The 17,254-nt window shown below is 67.1% G+C and carries 13 protein-coding genes; 2 read left to right on the forward strand and 11 right to left on the reverse strand.

Annotation, left to right across the window (positions count from 1 at the left end; translation table 11 throughout):
- Positions 1 to 3 precede the first annotated feature (3 nt).
- The 3 genes from LDO29_RS17110 to zwf are packed head-to-tail and all read right to left on the reverse strand — an operon-like array spanning position 4 to position 3,175.
- Positions 4 to 1,023 carry a glucokinase gene (locus LDO29_RS17110; protein ID WP_224080987.1) on the reverse strand — a complete coding sequence of 340 codons (1,020 nt, stop codon included), beginning with the start codon at positions 1,021 to 1,023 and terminating at the stop codon, positions 4 to 6.
- 8 nt (positions 1,024 to 1,031) lie between these two features.
- Entirely contained in the window at positions 1,032 to 1,712 is a 681-nt protein-coding gene (pgl, locus tag LDO29_RS17115; RefSeq protein ID WP_224080988.1) for a 6-phosphogluconolactonase, read from the reverse strand.
- A 14-nt stretch (positions 1,713 to 1,726) separates the two neighbouring features.
- On the reverse strand, positions 1,727 to 3,175 hold the full coding sequence (gene zwf, locus LDO29_RS17120) for a glucose-6-phosphate dehydrogenase (protein WP_224081137.1): 1,449 nt from the start codon (positions 3,173 to 3,175) through the stop codon (positions 1,727 to 1,729).
- A gap of 260 nt (positions 3,176 to 3,435) precedes the next feature.
- Between zwf and edd the strand changes: the two genes are divergently transcribed.
- On the forward strand, positions 3,436 to 5,271 hold the full coding sequence (gene edd, locus LDO29_RS17125) for a phosphogluconate dehydratase (RefSeq protein ID WP_224080989.1): 1,836 nt from the start codon (positions 3,436 to 3,438) through the stop codon (positions 5,269 to 5,271).
- On the opposite strand, the gene LDO29_RS17130 is transcribed toward edd, so the two are convergent.
- From LDO29_RS17130 to LDO29_RS17150, 5 genes are all read right to left on the reverse strand, one after another.
- Positions 5,268 to 6,185 carry a mechanosensitive ion channel family protein gene (locus LDO29_RS17130; protein WP_224080990.1) on the reverse strand — a complete coding sequence of 306 codons (918 nt, stop codon included), beginning with the start codon at positions 6,183 to 6,185 and terminating at the stop codon, positions 5,268 to 5,270. The two genes, edd and LDO29_RS17130, sit on opposite strands and share 4 nt — an antisense overlap.
- 223 nt (positions 6,186 to 6,408) lie before the next feature.
- Complete coding sequence (locus tag LDO29_RS17135; protein WP_224080991.1) at positions 6,409 to 7,314, reverse strand: helix-turn-helix transcriptional regulator; 906 nt, start codon at positions 7,312 to 7,314, stop codon at positions 6,409 to 6,411.
- A gap of 111 nt (positions 7,315 to 7,425) precedes the next feature.
- Positions 7,426 to 8,673 carry an MFS transporter gene (locus tag LDO29_RS17140; RefSeq protein ID WP_224080992.1) on the reverse strand — a complete coding sequence of 416 codons (1,248 nt, stop codon included), beginning with the start codon at positions 8,671 to 8,673 and terminating at the stop codon, positions 7,426 to 7,428.
- Positions 8,674 to 8,968: 295 nt separating this feature from the next.
- Positions 8,969 to 10,579 (reverse strand): peptide chain release factor 3, encoded by a 1,611-nt coding sequence (locus LDO29_RS17145; protein ID WP_224080993.1) that lies wholly within the window; start codon positions 10,577 to 10,579, stop codon positions 8,969 to 8,971.
- 123 nt (positions 10,580 to 10,702) lie between these two features.
- Positions 10,703 to 11,626 carry a YihY/virulence factor BrkB family protein gene (locus LDO29_RS17150; protein ID WP_224080994.1) on the reverse strand — a complete coding sequence of 308 codons (924 nt, stop codon included), beginning with the start codon at positions 11,624 to 11,626 and terminating at the stop codon, positions 10,703 to 10,705.
- A 1,182-nt stretch (positions 11,627 to 12,808) separates the two neighbouring features.
- Between LDO29_RS17150 and LDO29_RS17155 the strand changes: the two genes are divergently transcribed.
- Positions 12,809 to 13,204, forward strand: a complete 396-nt coding sequence (locus LDO29_RS17155; protein WP_224080995.1) for a hypothetical protein — start codon at positions 12,809 to 12,811, stop codon at positions 13,202 to 13,204.
- 119 nt (positions 13,205 to 13,323) lie between these two features.
- Here LDO29_RS17155 and LDO29_RS17160 read toward each other — a convergent pair whose 3' ends face one another.
- From LDO29_RS17160 to LDO29_RS17170, 3 genes are all read right to left on the reverse strand, one after another.
- A complete protein-coding gene (locus tag LDO29_RS17160; RefSeq protein ID WP_224081138.1) occupies positions 13,324 to 14,694 on the reverse strand; it encodes a sigma-54-dependent transcriptional regulator in 1,371 nt (456 codons plus the stop codon).
- A 101-nt stretch (positions 14,695 to 14,795) separates the two neighbouring features.
- Positions 14,796 to 15,254 carry a hypothetical protein gene (locus LDO29_RS17165; protein ID WP_224080996.1) on the reverse strand — a complete coding sequence of 153 codons (459 nt, stop codon included), beginning with the start codon at positions 15,252 to 15,254 and terminating at the stop codon, positions 14,796 to 14,798.
- 543 nt (positions 15,255 to 15,797) lie between these two features.
- Complete coding sequence (locus LDO29_RS17170) at positions 15,798 to 17,156, reverse strand: NCS2 family permease (RefSeq protein ID WP_224080997.1); 1,359 nt, start codon at positions 17,154 to 17,156, stop codon at positions 15,798 to 15,800.
- Between the last annotated feature and the right edge of the window lie 98 nt (positions 17,157 to 17,254).

The following is a 17,254-nucleotide window of genomic DNA, read 5'->3' on the forward strand; positions in this document are numbered from 1 at the left end:
GTCTTATCCGATATGTGGCCGGCCGTGATGCAGCGTATCCGCCAACGCTCGCGCCAGGCCCGGCAGCGCGGGGTAGCTGGCGGTGATCACGTACACCGGCAGCTTGTCGAGATAGCCCTGCATGCGGCCCTTGGCGACGAAGCGCGCGTTGAACGTGGACGCTTGCAGCGCCGGCACGAAGCGCGGCAGGATGCCGCCGCCCAGGTAGACGCCGCCGCGCGCGCCCAGCACCAGCGCCACGTCCGCCGCAACCGAGCCGAGCAGGCCGAAGAACACCGCCATGGTGCGCTCGCAAAGCGGATCGTGGCGCTCGAAGGCACCCTTCGTCACCTGTTCCGGCGTCAGCGGCGCGTCCGGGGGCGTACCCGTTTCTGCGGACAGCGCGGCATGGATATGCGACAGGCCCATGCCCGACAGCAGCCGCTCCGCCGACACGCGCCCGAGCGTACGGTGCGCAGCTTGCCAGGCGATCCACTCGTCGTCGGTCACGGGCATCAGCTCGATATGGCCGCCCTCTCCCGCCAGCGCCACCGCGATACCGGCGGTAGACGGCACCAGCCCCGACACGCCGAGCCCGGTGCCGGGCCCTACCAGCGCGCGCGGCGCGGTGGCCACCGCTTCGCCGGGCCGTACCTGCGCAAGGTCGTTTGGGCCAAGGTAAGGCAAGGCCAGCGCCAGCGACGTGAAGTCATTGATGGCCACCAGCGTCTGCAGCCCCACCGCTTGCCGCGTGGCCTCGATCGAAAAAGCCCAGTCGTGGTTGGTCAGCCGCACCCGGTCGCCCGTGACCGGGTTGGCAAGGCCAATGGCCGCATGGCGCGGCAGCGTGGCGCCGGCCGCGCGCAGCCCGTCGAGGTAGTGGCGCATGGCCGCTTCCAGCGAGGGATGGTCGGCCACCTTCAGCGCGGTCACCGTGCCGACCTTCATCGGCGCGGTTTCCAGCGCGAAACGCACGTTGGTACCGCCCACATCGGCAAGCAGGCGCGGGTAGGAAGTGTCAGCGGACACGGCGGAAGCAGTCATGGCATCGCTCACGCACGGAAGATATCAAACCCGCGCCGCTGGTTGGCCAGCACCAGGCTGACCGGCAGGGCTGGCGTGGGACCCTGCTTCGCACGGTCCAGCACTTCGGCCTTGGCCGCGCCTGCGACCGCGAGAAAGACCCGCTCGGCTGCCAGCAGCGCGGCGAGGTTCAGCGTCACGCGGGCATGCGGTGCGACCGAGGGATGCGTGACCAGATAGCCCGCCCTGGGATCGCTCAGCGCGGTCTGCAGTTCGGGCGCATCCGGGAACAGCGAGGCAGTGTGCCCATCCTCGCCCATGCCGAGAACCACCACATCGGGTTGCCGGTAGGCCTGGTTCAGGCGCGCCACCGCGCGCGACGGCTCGGCGGCCTCTTCGGCGTCGGCGATCAGCGGCACGAAGGCGGCACTGGCCGCGGCCTCGCGCAGCAGGTGCGCGCGCACGAGCGCACCATTGCTGTCGGGATGGTCAGGCGGCACCGCCCGCTCGTCGACCAGCGTGATGGTCACCGCTTCCCAGCGCACGGGCCGGTAGCGCAGGCGCTCGAACATCGCCACCGGCGAGCGCCCGCCCGACACCGCGAGCACGGCCCAGCCGTTGACGCCGATCGCCAGGTCCAGCGCGTGGCCGATGGAAATCGCCAGCGCCTCGGCCTGGTCCATCAACGTTGGATGCTCGAACTCGCGCATGGCGGTGTCCCCTGTCAGGCTTCCTCATGCCACAGCGCATCGTCGCGCGACATCAGCGCCGACGACGCGGCCGGGCCCCATGTGCCCGCTGTATACGGCTTGGGCGGCACGTTGCTCTCTTCCCACGTATCGAGGATCGGCTCGACCCAGCGCCAGGCCTGCACCTGCTCGTCACGCCGCACGAACAGGCCCAGCCGGCCGCGGATCACGTCCAGCAACAGCCGTTCGTAAGCGCCGGCGCGGCGCACCTTGAACGAGTTGGCGAAATCGAGATCGAGCGAGGTCGGCGTCAGCTCCAGCGTGTCGCCGGGCTGCTTGACCAGGAAGTACAGCCGGATGCTCTCTTCCGGCTGCAATTGGATCACCAGCCGGTTCTGCGGCGACAGCGTCAGCGGGCGTGGAAAGATGGCATGCGGTACATCGCGGAAGTGGATCACGATCTCGGCCACGCGCGACTGCATGCGCTTGCCGGTGCGCAGGTAGAACGGCACGCCTTCCCAGCGCCAGTTGGCGATCTCGGCCTTGATCGCGACGAAGGTCTCGGTACGGCTGTCCGCGGCGATGCCCTTCTCGTCGAGGTACCCCGGTACCGGCTTGCCGCCGATGGCCCCGGCACGGTACTGCCCGCGCACGGTCTTCTCGGCCACCGCCTGCGGCGTGATCGGCTTGAGCGCCTTGAGGATCTTGATCTTCTCGTCGCGGATCGCGTCTTCCGACAGGCTGCTGGGCGGCTCCATGGCCACCATGCACAGCAGCTGCAGCAGGTGGTTCTGCACCATGTCGCGCAGTGCGCCGGTGCGGTCGTAGAAATCGCCGCGCGTCTCGACGCCAAGCTCCTCGGCAATGGTGATCTGCACGTCCTGCACCCACTCGCGCCGCCAGAGCGGTTCGAACAGCGCGTTGCCGAAGCGGATCGCCATCAGGTTCTGCACCGACTCCTTGCCGAGGTAGTGATCGATGCGATAGATCTGGTCCTCGGCAAAGAACTTCGCCACTGCGGCGTTGATGGCTTCGGACGACTCAAGGTCGTGCCCCAGCGGCTTTTCCAGCACGATGCGCACATTGGGCGTATTCAGGCCGGTGCGCGCGAGCTGTTCGCAGATCGGCACGAACAGGTTCGGCGCCGTGGCCAGGTAGCACACCACCACTTCGGGACGGCGCGACAGCACCTTTTCGGCAAGCGCGTCGAAGTGCGCGGGCTCGCGTGCATCGGCCTGCACGTAGCAGATGCGGGCCAGGAACGCAGCCCACGACTCGGGCGGCGCATGCGCCAGGCCGGGGCGCACGTCCCGCTCGAGCGAGGCGAGGTAATCGTCCTGGCTCAGCGGCTGGCTGCCGGTGGCAAGGATGCGCGCACGCGGGTGCAGCAGCCCCGCATGATGGGCGTCGAAAAGAGACGGCAACAGCTTGCGCCGCGCCAGGTCGCCGGTGCCGCCGAACAGCACCATGTCGAAATCAGGCATGCTCACCGTGAGCTCCTTGGATGAGGATGGCGGTCAGAACGCGCCGCGCGCATGCGCGGCACCTGCCCGATACGGCCGCATGGATTGAGTGTCCGGACGCGGCACATAAGTTCCGGCCAGTTTACGTGAGTCGCCACCGCTTGGCGAGGCGCGCAGGCCACAGGGCGTACCCGTTTCTGCGTGCCATCGGCCAGACCTGGCCAGCGTGCAACGTGCCGCGAAGTGCGCTAGGCTGGAAGCAACCCCGCAGGAGAAAACCTATGCCACGTCACCCAGTGCTCGAACGGGTCACGGCCCGCATCGTCTCGCGCAGCGGCCCTTCCCGCCAGGCCTACCTCGACCGCACCCGCGCCATGGCGGGCCACAAGGTCGAGCGTGCCCAGCTTTCCTGTACCAACCTGGCGCACGCCATGGCGGCCATGCCGGACGCCGCCAAGATCCGGCTCAAGGCTGACGAACGGCCGAATCTTGCGATTGTCTCTGCCTACAACGACATGCTCTCGGCGCATCAGCCGCTCGCAGCCTTCCCGCAATGGATCAAGGAGGCCGCGCTGGAGGCCGGCGGCACCGCGCAGTTCGCCGGCGGCACGCCAGCCATGTGCGACGGCGTGACCCAGGGGCAGGATGGCATGGACCTGTCGCTGTTCTCGCGCGATGTGATCGCGCTGGCCACGGCAGTTGCGCTGTCGCACCAGATGTTCGACGGCGCGCTGTACCTGGGCGTATGCGACAAGATCGTGCCGGGGCTGGTGATGGGCGCCTTGTCGTTCGGCCACCTGCCCGCGGTGTTCGTTCCGGGTGGCCCGATGACCACCGGCATGAGCAACGACGAAAAGGCGCACGTGCGCCAGCTGTATGCCGAAGGCAAGATCGGCCGCAAGGAACTGCTCGAAGCCGAGACGCGCTCCTATCATGGCCCTGGCACCTGCACCTTCTACGGCACCGCCAACTCCAACCAGATGCTGATGGAGATGATGGGCCTGCATCTGCCGGGCACCGCCTTCATCAACCCGAACACGCCGCTGCGCGAGGCGCTCACGCGCGAATCGGCACGGCAGGCACTGCGGCTCGTGCATGGCGGTGAACGCTATACGCCCGTTGCCGACGTGCTGGACGAGCACGCCTTCGTCAACGGCATCGTCGGCCTGCTGGCCACGGGCGGCTCGACCAACCATACGCTGCACCTGATCGCCATGGCGCGCGTGGCCGGCATCGTGCTGACGTGGGACGATTTCGACGAACTGTCGGCGGCGGTGCCGCTGCTCGCACGCGTCTACCCGAACGGCAAGGCCGACGTAAACCAGTTCCAGGCTGCGGGCGGGCTGCCGGTGGTGATCCGGGGGCTGCTCGAGCTGGGCCTGCTGCATGACGACGTCATCACGGTAGTCGGCCGCGGGCTGGAAGCCTACACGCGCGAGCCGGTGCTGCGCGACGGCAAGCTCGAATGGACCGAGGGGCCGAAGGCCACGCTTGACGACACCATCGTGCGCGGTTCGGCACAGCCGTTCGCGCCGGACGGCGGCATCAAGCTGCTGGATGGCAGGCTCGGGCGCGCCGTCATCAAGACCTCGGCGGTGAAGCCCGAGCACCGGGTGGTGGAAGCGCCCGCCATCGTGTTCGAGCGCCAGGACGATGTGATCGCCGCGTTCAAGCGCGGCGAACTGGAGCGCGATTTCGTCGCGGTGCTGCCGTGGCAGGGGCCGGCGTCATGCGGCATGCCTGAGTTGCACAAGCTCACGCCGACGCTGACGGTGCTGCAGGACCGCGGCTTCCACGTGGCCCTTGTGACCGACGGGCGCATGTCGGGCGCGTCGGGCAAGGTGCCCGCGGCCATCCACGTCTGTCCGGAAGCCCTGAACGGCGGCGGTATCGCGCGCGTGCGCACCGGCGACATGATGCGCGTCGACGCGCCTGCCGGCGTGCTGACCGTGCTCGTGCCCGACGCCGAGTGGGACGCGCGCGCGCCCGCACGTCCGGACCTCAGCACCAACCGTCATGGCGTCGGACGCGACCTGTTCGCGACCTTCCGCCGCCACGTCAGCGAGGCCGAAGCCGGGGCCTGCACGCTGTTCGCGGATGAAGAGGTGCGCGACTAGCCCGCCCGCCGCAGCGGATTCGCGCGCGGATCGGGTGTCGCAGTGGGCGGCGTGGAGCCGGACGCGGACCGGGGCGCCATGTCCGGGTCCGGCATGCGGACCTCCTGGATCGGCACGGCAATCTTGCAGCCGGCGTCCTCGAGCACATGCTTGATGCGCTCATAGAACGCGTATCGCACCGCCCAGTAGTCGCCGCTGGCGGTCCAGCAGCGCAGGTTCAGCGTGATGCCCTGCTGCGTGTAGTTGACCACCATCGCCTCCGGCTTCGGCTCGGGCAGCAGGCGCGGCTCTTCCGACAGCATCTTGCGCAGCGCGTCGAGCCCCTTGTGCATGTCGCTGCCGAAAGCCACGGTGGTCTCAATGTCCATGCGGCGCGTCGGGTTCTCGCTGTAGTTGGTGATGGCGCTGCCCCACAGCTTGCCGTTCGGCACGCGCAGGCAGACACCGTCGGCCGTGGTCAGTTCGGTCATGAACAGGCCGGTTTCGCGCACCGTGCCGGCCACGCCCTGCGCGTCGATGTACTGCCCCACGCGGAACGGACGCAGCAATACCAGCATGATGCCGGCGGCAATATTCTGCAGCGTGCCCTGCAGCGCCAGCCCGATCGCGAGGCCGGCGGCGCCGAGCATGGCGATGATGCTGGCGGTCTGCACGCCGAACTGCGACAGCACCAGCACGATGGTCAGCACCCGGATCATCCACTGGAACGCGTTGGCGAGCAGCGGCCGCATGGTCTCGTCCACGTGGGTGCGGCCCAGCGCGCGCTGCACCGCGGCGGCGGCGCGCGCCGACAGCCACCAGCCCGCGATCAGGATCAGCACGGCGGCAATGCAGTTCATGCCCTGTTGCACGGCAAGCTGCGCCAGGTAGTTCCAGGCGGTCTCGATCTTGTCGGGGGCGATATTCCAGTTCATGAGAAGCGGCTCCTGGTTGTGGGGCGTACCCGTTTCTGCGTGTGCAAGCTGGTGGGCAGCGCGGCGCGAACATCACCACGAAGCCTCGTATCCGTCGCTCAATCGCACCGTCATGTCGGACATTCACCGACAAATGGTGCAATTGTGCGAATTTGTGCTGCTTTTCAGAGGACAAGCGGGAAGGAAATTGGTTTCCGGCCGCTGCAGCGGCCGGCATGCCGGATCAGCGCGCGCGGGCGGCGCGCCATGCGCCGGGCGTGATGCCGAACGCGGAGCGGAAGCGGTTGTTGAAGTGGCTCGCCGAAGCGAAGCCGGCGCGTACCGCCACCTCGTGCAATGGCAGGCGCGGGTCGCCGAGCAGGCGTAGTGCGCGCTCGAGCCGCGCGCGCAGGATCCATGCATGCGGCGGCATGCCGAAGCTCACGCGGAACATCCGCGCGAAGTGGTATTCGGACAGGCCCGCCAGCGCGGCCAGCTCGCCGAGCGTCGGGTTCTGCTCCGGACAGGCCTCGATCCACTCGCGCACCGTGCGGCGCGCCGTGGCGGACAGGCCGCCACGCCAGTCGGCGCCGTGCCGGTGCGCGGCATGGCTGAGCAGCAGGTGAGTGACGGCGTCATGGGCAAGCGCGTTGCCGGCCATGCGCGCATCGGGCGTCTGCCAGTCGAGCGTGGCCAGGCGCTGGCCGAGCCCGAACAGGTACGGGTCCTGCGCGAACGTCAGGTCGCGCAACTGCAGGCCGCGCGGCTCGCGGTCCAGCAGCCGGACGCAGTGCCAGGCCACATACCCGGGGTCGAAGTAGAGGTGCAGGAAACGCTGTGTGCCGCCGACGTGCCAGCGCGAATCATGGTCCGCGGGCAGCACGCAGAGGCGGCCGGGAGCACCGAGGTTGCCGGGCTGGTCGAGCCGATATGTGGAGTGGCCGCCTTCGAGGTATACCGAGAGCGTGTGGTGCCCCGGCTGCGCGTAGGCCGTGTCGTCATGCCGGTTGCGCCACAACGCCAGGCCCAGTCCGTCGCCAAGCGCGGCAGCGCGTTCCAGCGACGCGCGCGAGCCCGTCAGCGCGTTGAACACCGCATGGTGTCGCAACGGATCGGAGCCGGTGTGGAGGCTGGTGTCAGGGGCGGCCATGCGCGTCACGAAAAGATCCGGTGACTATACGCGATCGCCGCAAGCGTTGCCCGGCGGCGCCACGGGTGCCACGGGTACCACGCAGAAATGGGTACGCCCGCGCGTGGGCGCTCAGGCTGAGTGGTCGTGCAGGCGGTCGCGATGGGTCAGTGCAGGGAACAGGCGCATCCACAGCACCACGACCAGCAAGGTGCCCACGCCACCGAGGAGCACCGCGCCGACCGGGCCCAGCAACGCCGCCGTCACGCCGGACTCGAACTCGCCCAGCTGGTTGGACGCGCCAATAAAGACCGAGTTGACGGCGCCGACGCGGCCGCGCATGTCGTCGGGCGTATCGAGCTGGACCAGCGTCGAGCGCACCACCACGCTGATCATGTCGGACGCGCCGAGCACCACCAGCGCGGCCATTGACAGGGGCAGCCAGTGCGACACGCCGAACACCAGCGTAGCCGCGCCAAACAGCGCCACGGCTCCGAACATCACCTTGCCCGCGCGCCGGTTGAGCGGATGCCGGGCCAGCCACAGCGCGGTAACCAGCGCGCCGATGGCCGGCGACGAACGCAGCAGCCCCAGCCCCCACGGGCCGGTGTGCAGGATGTCGCGCGCATAGATTGGCAGCAGTGCCGTCGCGCCGCCGAGCAGCACCGCGAACAGGTCCAGCGAGATCGCGCCGAGCAGCACCGGCCGGCTGCGGATGTAGCCAAATCCCGCGAACAGGGTCTTCATGCTCACCGGCGCGGTCAACCGCTGCACAGGCTGGCGCAGCGTCAGTCCGCTGACCAGGACAGCGGCGATCGCGAACAGCGTGGCGCTCAGCGCATACACCACGCCCGGCCCCGCCACATAGGCAAAGCCGCCGATGGCCGGCCCGATGATGATGGCCGCCTGTCCGGCCGAACTGGCCAGCGCCACCGCACGCGGCAACTGGCGCGGCGTCACCACGCTCGGCAGCAGGGCCTGCAGCGTCGGCGTTTCGAACGCGCGCGTCGCACCGATCAGCGCGACGAACACGAAGATATGCTCGGGGTTGATCCAGCCAGAGAGACTCGCCACCGCCATCGCCACAGCGATCAGCGCTTCGAGCGCCTGGCACGTACGGACGATGCGCCGCCGGTCGAAGCGATCCGCCACGTGGCCGGACATCAGGATCAGCGCCACCGACGGCAGGAACTGCACCAGTCCCACCAGGCCGAGCATGAACGCGTCGCGCGTCAGGTCATACATCTGCCACCCGACCGCCACCGTAAAGATCTGGTAGCCGATGGTGGTGCACAGGCGCGCAAACCAGAAACGGCGGAACGAGGCATCGCCGAAAACGCTGTCGGACGCTTCGGCAGTGGTGGCGGCAGGGGAAGACATGGGTGGGAATGCAGTGGCGGCTTGCCGGTCAGGACGACGGCTGGCGAGCCCTATCGCCTGCATGCGCGCCAACCGGCTGTCGCGGGCGGCCCGCCAGGACAAAGAACGCTATTGTACGGGGCATGCAACATTTCGTGCATACACCTGCCGACATTCGCACACTACGTCGAATGGCGTCTCATCCAGTCCGCTCCATGTCTCTACATCGAAGGCGTGAATATGAGGCCAAGAGCACCCGTAAGACAAAACGGCCCGCATTGTTGCGGGCCGTGTTTTGCATTGGAGAGGTCTTGCCTCAGACGATCTCGCGCGTCTCCAGGAACTGCACGTTGGGGAACTTCTCCTGCGTGAGCCGCAGGTTGACCATGCTGGGCGCCAGGTAGACGTGGTCGCCGGCACCGTCGAGCGCGACGTTGTGGCCGGCCTTGGCGATCAGCTTCTCGATCTCGGCCGGCTCGCCCTTGAGCCAGCGCGCGGTCGCGCATTCATGCGATTCGAAGATGGCATCGACACCGTACTCGTGCTCGAGCCGGTGCGCCACCACGTCGAACTGCAGGATACCGACCGCGCCGAGCACGAGGTCGTTGGATACGAGCGGGCGAAACATCTGGGTGGCGCCTTCTTCGGCGAGCTGCTGCAAACCCTTCTGCAACTGCTTGACCTTGAGCGGGTTGTTCAGCCGCGCGCGGCGGAAGAATTCCGGTGCGAACGACGGGATGCCCGTGAACTTGAGCGGCTCGCCCTCGGTGAAGACATCGCCCAGGCGGATGGTGCCATGGTTCGGCACGCCGATGATGTCGCCGGCGTAGGCTTCTTCCGTGGTGTTGCGGTCCTGCGCCATGAACGTGATGGCGTTGTTGATGGCCACGGTCTTGCCCTGCGACACATGCAGCAGTTTCATGCCGCGTTCGAAGCGGCCCGAGCACACGCGCACGAACGCAATGCGGTCGCGGTGGCGCGGATCCATATTGGCCTGGATCTTGAACACGAAGCCGGTGAACCTGGGCTCCTGCGGCTCCACTACGCGCGTTTCGGTGTTGCGCGCGAGCGGCGGCGGCGACAGTTCGCACAGCGCATCGAGCAGCGACTGCACGCCGAAATTATTGATGGCGGAACCGAAGTAAACCGGCGTCTGCTTGCCTGCCAGGAACGCTTCCTTGTCGAAGGTGTGCGAAGCGCCGCGCACCAGTTCGATCTCGAGACGCAGTTCATCGGCCTGGCTGCCGAGGATGCGATCGAGCTCCGGGTTGTCCAGCCCGTCGAGGATGGCCGCGGTGCCCTTGTCGCCGCGCGGATCGAACAGCTGCACCTTGTCGTCGATCAGGTGGTATACGCCGCGGAAGGCCTTGCCCATGCCGATCGGCCAGGTCATCGGCGCGCACTGAATCTGCAGCACGTCCTCGATCTCGTCTAGCAGTTCGATTGGCGAGCGGCCCTCGCGGTCGAGCTTGTTGATGAAGGTGAGGATGGGCGTATCGCGCAGGCGGCAGACGTTGAGCAGCTTGATGGTCTGCGCCTCCACGCCGTTGACGGAGTCGATCACCATCACGGCCGAGTCGACCGCGGTCAGCGTGCGGTAGGTGTCTTCCGAGAAGTCCTCGTGGCCCGGCGTGTCGAGCAGGTTGACGATGTTCTCCTCGGCCTTGCCGCCGGCCCCGTCGGCCGCCCCGCGGCGGTACGGGAACTGCATCACCGACGAGGTCACGGAAATGCCGCGCTGCTTTTCCAGCTCCATCCAGTCCGAGGTTGCGTGGCGGTCGGCCTTGCGCGCGCGCACTTCGCCGGCCACCTGGATCGCGCCGCCGAACCACAGCAGCTTCTCTGTCAGCGTGGTCTTGCCCGCGTCAGGGTGGGAGATGATGGCAAAGGTGCGTCGACGCGCAATTTCGGAAACGAGCGAGCTCACGGCAGCGGATAGGGATCGGGAGGATTGCAAAGCCCGGCATGCGGGGGCCGGCCGGGCAACGGCAGGAACCGCAGGCAGGCGGTCGGGCCGGCACTGCGGGCACGCACGAAAGGGAATGGGGCGCTATTTTACCGGTTCGCCGCCCGGCCCGGGAAACGCATCCGCCTGCTGGCCGCGCAGGCTGCCGAACTGCAGCGCGTACTGGCGCGTCAGCTCCGCACCGAAGAAGAATATCTGTGCGGAGTAATACACCCAGAGCATCAGCGCCACGACCGAGCCGGCCGCGCCGTAGGACGACGCCACCGCGCTGTTGCCCAGGTAAATGCCGATCAGGCGCTTGCCGACCGAGAACAGCAGCGCCGTGATGACCGCACCCATGGTGACATCGCGCCAGGCAATGCGCGCATTGGGCAGCATCTTGAAGATCACGGCGAACAGCGCGGTCACCACCGCGAACGAAAACAGCGTGGAGAGCACATCCGCCACCGGCGCGAACCAGGACTGGGTCCACAACTGTCCCCAGAAGCGGTCCACCACGGCCAGCGCCGCATTCACGATCAGCGAGACGAGCAGCATGAACGCCAGCACCAGCACCAGGCTGAACGACAGCAGGCGCGAGCGCAGCAACTGCTGCCAGCCTGCGGTGGCCGGTACCGGCACATGCCAGATATCGTCCAGGCTGCTCTTGAGCTCGGCGAAGGCGCTGGTGGCGCCGACAAAGAGGATGCCGGTGGCAATGGTGGCGGCCAGGCCGCTGCCGCCCGCGCGGTGCGTGGCGGCCAGGATGCCCTGGATGGCACTGGCACCCTGCTCGCCCACCAGGCCTTCGAGCTGCGCGAAGATCTCGCCGCGCGCGGCCTCGGCGCCGAAGAAGATGCCGGCGATCGAGATCACCAGCACCAGTATCGGGGCCAGCGAAAACAGCATATAGAAGGACAGCGCGGCACCCTTGCTGGCCGCGCGGTGGGCGAACCACGACTGCACGGCAGCCGTGACCACCCGGACCGTGCGCATGCCGGTATGGCGGTCGGGCAGGAAGCGCCTCATCCCTGCATACTGTCGGGACGCACGACCCCGAGGGGGATGGTCCCGTTTATCGGACAGGTTGTGTTCTTCAGCCGCCATGCTCGGGAGACCTTCGCAACGCCACGGACAGAACGCGGCGTCCGCGGCTTGCCTTTTGCCTGGCACAGCGGACGCGGCACCTGCGTTCATGATACTGCGCATCGGCACCGGGCGCCGCGCCCGGCAATGCAGAGGCGACCTGCTACAGTAAGACAAGGCACGCCTGCCAGCGCCTGTGACGCGGCGCCTGCGCCGCAAGTACTGCGAAAGGAGGCACTGTGACCCGCACAATCCCGGGGCGGCCCCTGGCCGCCATCCTGTTGCTCGGACTGAGCCTGCTGGCATGTGGCGGCTGCGAGCGCAGCCAGCCCGGCCCCAAACCCATCTCCGGCGCAGCTGCCAGCGGCGCCAGCCAATCCTCGGCCCCGGCACAACAACCAGCCCCGGCACGCTGAGCCTGCTCGCCCGGACGACGCGGCAAGGCGCTCCCCGGCGTACCCGTTTCTGCGTACCAAGCATTCCGGCGGCATGTGGCCGAAGCGTGGCCCGTGTATCAGCCCTGCAACCGTGCGGGAACCGCGGTACTGAAGCCGTACCGGCGCGCAATGCCGCGTAGGACGGGCATCTCGGCATGCAAGTCTTACGCACGCTGGCCATGGCGGCGCGTAATACCAGCTGCCGGCGTTGCAGCCGCGTAACCGATTCGTCAGCAGCCGTGGCGCGGGCGAGCCAGGAGGCCCTCGCATCCGCCTGAAAGCCGCATGAAACAAGCGTTTGCGGCCATTGGCACACTTGTCGCTCTCTGTCTGACAGGGAGTAGTAAGAATCAATGACGTGCGATACGCAAGGAATGCAGGAGGAGCCCTAGACATGCGTCATCCGCCAGCACGCATGACGGCACGCCGGCGCTCGCACCGGTTGGCGGGACCGCCGCCGTCTGTCATGGATCTGTTGTCGTCGCCGCTGCTGCCGTATCCGCGTGTGCCTGTGCGGCCCGCATCGCCTTGTGCGCTGTGGAGCCGGGCGCTTGCGGTGTCGGCATACCGGCGCCGGATGGGACACTAGACCAGGCCACGGCGCACGGGCAACCGGCGCCACAGGCCAGCAGGAATTTGTGCTCCGTCCCCCGGCGGGCACTTTTTTCCACCAAGGGAGGAGCCACCCATGAAAGCCGGATACCTTGCCGCCGCCCTGGCTCTGTTCTCGACCAGCGCCGCCGCGGCCAGCTATGCCTATTTCGACCGGCCCGACAACGCCAGCGCCAACTCCCATGCCGCCGTGAGCAACGATATCTATGTGCGCGGCTTTGGCTGGGCGTGGGGCGAATTGCAGTTCAAGCAGGACCCGGGCGCCGCGACGCCGAGCGAGCGGCAGGCACGCGATGGCCTGGACCGCCGCGACGCGGTGCCCGGCCGCCACAACGACGGCGGCGGTAATGCGCAGCCGCGCAACACGCGCGGCAAGATCAGCATGAACCTGGCGGCCACCCCGTCCACCGGGACGGAAGCTTCCGGGCCGGGCCGCCAGCTATACGCGCCGGCCACCACCGTTGTGCGCTGACGTGCCGCAAGGCACGGGGAAGGGGGAACCGGCGAGCGGACGTCGCCGGTTCCCCCTTCCCTGGAGCGCCTGAGGCCCACGACCTGTCCCCGCGGCCCGCTGCGCTGTGGGTTCCAGCGCTACTCGCCTGCGGCCGGCTGCGTTTCCACGCGGATGTTGTGCTTGTGCATGAGCCGGTATAGCGTTACGCGCGATACATTCAGCTCGCGCGCGGCCGGCACGACGTGGAAGCCGTGGCTGGCCATGACGCTGCGGATCGCCTCGCGCTCGGCCTCTTCGCGGATGGCGTCGAGCGTCTTGCGCGGCAGTTCCGTTCCGCCATGCAGCTGCAGGTCATCCGCCGTGATCTTGCGGTTGTCGGTCATCACGATGGCACGCCGCACCCGGTTGATCAGCTCGCGCACATTGCCCGGCCAGGCATACTGCATCATCGCCTGCGTGGCGCACGGAGAGAATCCGCGGATACGCCGGTGGGCTTCGTGCCCGTGCTCGGCCAGCACGGCATTGGCCAGCAGCAGGATGTCCTCGCCGCGCTCGCGCAGCGCCGGGATCGTCAGCGTCAGCACGCACAGCCGGTGGAATAGGTCCGAGCGGAAGCGGCCATCGGTCTGCGCCACGACCAGATCCACGTGAGTGGCCGAGATGATGCGCAGGTCCAGCGGAATGGACTGGTGTCCGCCCAGACGGGTGATGGTGCCCTGCTGCAGGAAGCGCAACAGCGCCACCTGGCTTTCGAGCGGCAGGTCGCCGATTTCATCGAGGAACAGCGTGCCGCCCTGCGCCTGCTCGATCCAGCCGATCTTGCGCTGGTTCGCGCCGGTGAAGGCGCCCTTCTCGTAGCCGAACAGTTCCGACTGCACCAGGTGCGACGGAATCGCACCGCAGTTGATAGCGACGAACGGTCCCTTGCGCCGGCTCGAAGCTTCGTGGATGGCCTGGGCAGCGAGTTCCTTGCCAGTGCCCGATTCGCCGGAAATGAACACCGGCGCATCGTTGTGCGCGACCTTGGCCAGCGAGCGGAACATTGCGCGCATGGCCGCGCACTCGCCGATCATGGTTCCGTGCGGCGCCATCTCGGTGGTGCGGCCTTGATGCAGGCAGGCCATGCCATGGGCATGCTTGAGTGTGTAGAGCAGTTCGTCGTACGAGAACGGCGTACGCACGTAGTCGACGCAGTAGTCGCGGATCAGGCGGCGCACGCGCTGGTCCGCAAGCCGCGCATCGGTGGTGATCGCCACCCACATCACGTGCAGGTGCTGCAGGCCCTGCTCCAGTTGCGCGAGTTCGGCATCGCTGTATTCGTCCTGCAGGTCGATCACGCCGGCCATGGGCGCGCTCCCGCGCACGATGCGCTCCAGGTCGCGCACCTGCTGGATGCGGCGCACGTCCCAGCCCGGCCCGAACTGGGCGGGGGTAAAACCAAAATCCTCATGACGCGACACGACCACGACCTGCGCAGCGCGTGCCGGCGCCTTGCACAGTCGGTCCATAACGATCTCCCGGACGTTGGGCTTATTGTTCATCCCGGTTTCCCACCGCACCAGCTCCGGCCCTCCCGGTCGGTGCTGCCGCCGCGGGCTCGACGTCGGTATCACGAACTGGACTGACTGCGCGCTTGCTCGTCCATGACAGCGAGCGGATCGGTGCCAAGATGCAACGCTTCCTGAAGGCGGCGGCGCACGGCATCCCGCTCGCGCATCAGTTCGACGCGCGGCGCCTCGGGTGTCTGCCCGGAATACTGGTAGTAAAGGGCCTTGTAGGTCTGCTGGCTCAGGATCCATTCCTGCAGCAGTTCGCGCTGGCGGACAAGTTCGGCTTCAAGCAGCCGATGGCGCCGCAGCAGGTTCTCGACGGCCTGGCGCGCGTTCGCAGTCAGCTCGCCCTCCTCGAGCAGTGCGGTCACGCCGGACACCGCCGCGCCGTCATGGCGGATCTTGCGGGTCGCTGATTCACCTGCGGCTTCTCCCAGTACAGCCCAGGTGCGATGCATGGAACGACTAGCGGGCTCGCTGATGGGCCCGATGGGTCGCCGGATTTCTCCTGCGGTCATGATCTGATCCCCGTTGTACAACACCCCCGGCACTACACGTTCGCGTTTACCACTTTTCTGTCTTGAATTTATTGTCTGCGTGGCGCACGTGTATCCGCACGCTCTGCGCTATCTCTTCGTGGTGGCGATGCCGTATTGCAATACGGTCTGATCGGATATGTCCCACGACAGGCGGACTTGCCGAAGCTGTTTCACGGCGCTCATGCGCGCCTTGCCCGGATGAACCGGAGTCAAGAAGGGGCGCGTTGATGCGCCCCTCCCTCTTTGCCACGCCTATAGTTCAGTGCATTTGCAGCGGTTTGTCCAGCCCCGAGTGGGGGATGTCCGACCAAACTCATGCCGGACTCATCCTTTGGGATGAGGCTCGCGGAAAGCGCCTCACCCTCCTCATCCGTAAGGCTGGCGTGCTTCTGCGGCAATGTGCTGCGGCGCATCTGGCCCGCAGAAACGGGTACGCTCGGCTTCACCGCTCACGCAGAAACAGGTACGCCGCGGGGCCGCGGCACACTACCGGGACAGGGATTGGCGGCTACCCGCATGGTGTCAGTGGCCAGGCAGATAGTAGAACTTGAAGATAAACACGGCCGCAATGATCCACACCATTGTCGGCACGTTACGGGCCCGCCCGGTCAGCAGTTTGAGCACCGCGTAGGCGATGAAGCCGAATGCCACGCCATTGGCGACGGAGTATGTAAACGGCATGCCGAGCGCCGTCAGCACGGCAGGCACCACTTCGGTCACGTCATTCCAGTCAAGGTCGAGCAATTCGCGCAACATCAGGCAGGACACATAGAGCAGCGCTGGCGCGGTGGCATAGCCGGGTACCGTGCCGGCCAGCGGCGCGATGAACAGGCAGGCCAGGAACAGGACCGCGACCGTCACCGCGGTGAGCCCGGTGCGTCCGCCGGCCTGCACGCCCGATGCGCTTTCGATATAGGCCGTGGTCGACGACGTGCCCAGGAACGAGCCCGCCATGATGGCCGTGCTGTCCGCCATCAGCGCCTTGTTGAGGCGATCCATCCGGCCGGCCCTGAGAAGACCTGCGCGATTGGCCACGCCCATCAGCGTGCCGGTGGCATCGAACAGCTCCACCAGGAAGAAGACCAGCACCACGTTGACGATGCCGATCGACAGCGCCCCGGAGATATCGAGCTTGAACAGGGTCGGACTGATCGACGGCGGCGCGGAGAACACCCCGTGGAATATATTGCCGGCAAAGATGAAGCTCAGTACCGTGGTCAGCAGGATACCGATCAGGATGGCACCCTTCACCTTCAGCTGGTCCAGCGAAACAATGACGAAGAAGCCGATGATCGCGAGCACCGCGGTCGGCTGGTGCAGGTCGCCGATGGTCACGAGCGTGGCCGGGCTGGCGGTGACAATGCCCGCGTTCTTGAGGGCGATGATGGCCAGGAACAGGCCGATGCCCGCCGTGATCGCCAAGCGAATCGAATGCGGAATGCCATTGACGATCATCTCGCGCACCCGGAACAACGTCACCAGCAGGAACAGGCACCCGGAGATGAATACGGCGCCAAGCGCCGCCTGCCATGGGAAGCCCATGCCCTTCACCACGGTGTAGGCGAAGTAGGCATTCAGGCCCATGCCTGGCGCCATGGCGATCGGGTAGTTGGCATAGAAGCCCATGATCAGCGTACCGATCGCAGCAGCCACGCAGGTGGCCACAAACACCGCGTCCTTGGGCATGCCGGCGTCACCAAGGATCGTAGGGTTGACGAAAATGATGTACGCCATCGTGAGAAACGTGGTCATCCCCGCAAGCATTTCTGTGCGGACATCCGTCTTGTGTTCCGACAGCTTGAAAACGCGCTCCAGCAGGGAAGGCGTTGGCTGGCTTGCGGCGGGGCCGCCCGCCTTGGAAGCGGGCTCCGGTATCGACATGGGAAATCTCCTGGCTGTCTATCGTTGTGGCATCGGCGCGCAGCTCGCGCAAAGTGGCCGCAAGGGCCGGGCCTCTTGCGCCGTGACTCGGGCATGCC

The organism is Cupriavidus laharis, from assembly GCF_914271435.1.
Classification (GTDB): Bacteria; Pseudomonadota; Gammaproteobacteria; order Burkholderiales; family Burkholderiaceae; genus Cupriavidus; species Cupriavidus laharis.

Bases quoted from the DNA above. Each gene is read 5' to 3' on its own strand.
- LDO29_RS17110 (WP_224080987.1), bottom strand. From the start codon at position 1,023: ATGACTGCTTCCGCCGTGTCCGCTGACACTTCCTACCCGCGCCTGCTT.
- pgl (WP_224080988.1), bottom strand. From the start codon at position 1,712: ATGCGCGAGTTCGAGCATCCAACGTTGATGGACCAGGCCGAGGCGCTG.
- zwf (WP_224081137.1), bottom strand. From the start codon at position 3,175: ATGCCTGATTTCGACATGGTGCTGTTCGGCGGCACCGGCGACCTGGCG.
- edd (WP_224080989.1), top strand. From the start codon at position 3,436: ATGCCACGTCACCCAGTGCTCGAACGGGTCACGGCCCGCATCGTCTCG.
- LDO29_RS17130 (WP_224080990.1), bottom strand. From the start codon at position 6,185: ATGAACTGGAATATCGCCCCCGACAAGATCGAGACCGCCTGGAACTAC.
- LDO29_RS17135 (WP_224080991.1), bottom strand. From the start codon at position 7,314: ATGGCCGCCCCTGACACCAGCCTCCACACCGGCTCCGATCCGTTGCGA.
- LDO29_RS17140 (WP_224080992.1), bottom strand. From the start codon at position 8,673: ATGTCTTCCCCTGCCGCCACCACTGCCGAAGCGTCCGACAGCGTTTTC.
- LDO29_RS17150 (WP_224080994.1), bottom strand. From the start codon at position 11,626: ATGAGGCGCTTCCTGCCCGACCGCCATACCGGCATGCGCACGGTCCGG.
- LDO29_RS17155 (WP_224080995.1), top strand. From the start codon at position 12,809: ATGAAAGCCGGATACCTTGCCGCCGCCCTGGCTCTGTTCTCGACCAGC.
- LDO29_RS17160 (WP_224081138.1), bottom strand. From the start codon at position 14,694: ATGGACCGACTGTGCAAGGCGCCGGCACGCGCTGCGCAGGTCGTGGTC.
- LDO29_RS17165 (WP_224080996.1), bottom strand. From the start codon at position 15,254: ATGACCGCAGGAGAAATCCGGCGACCCATCGGGCCCATCAGCGAGCCC.
- LDO29_RS17170 (WP_224080997.1), bottom strand. From the start codon at position 17,156: ATGTCGATACCGGAGCCCGCTTCCAAGGCGGGCGGCCCCGCCGCAAGC.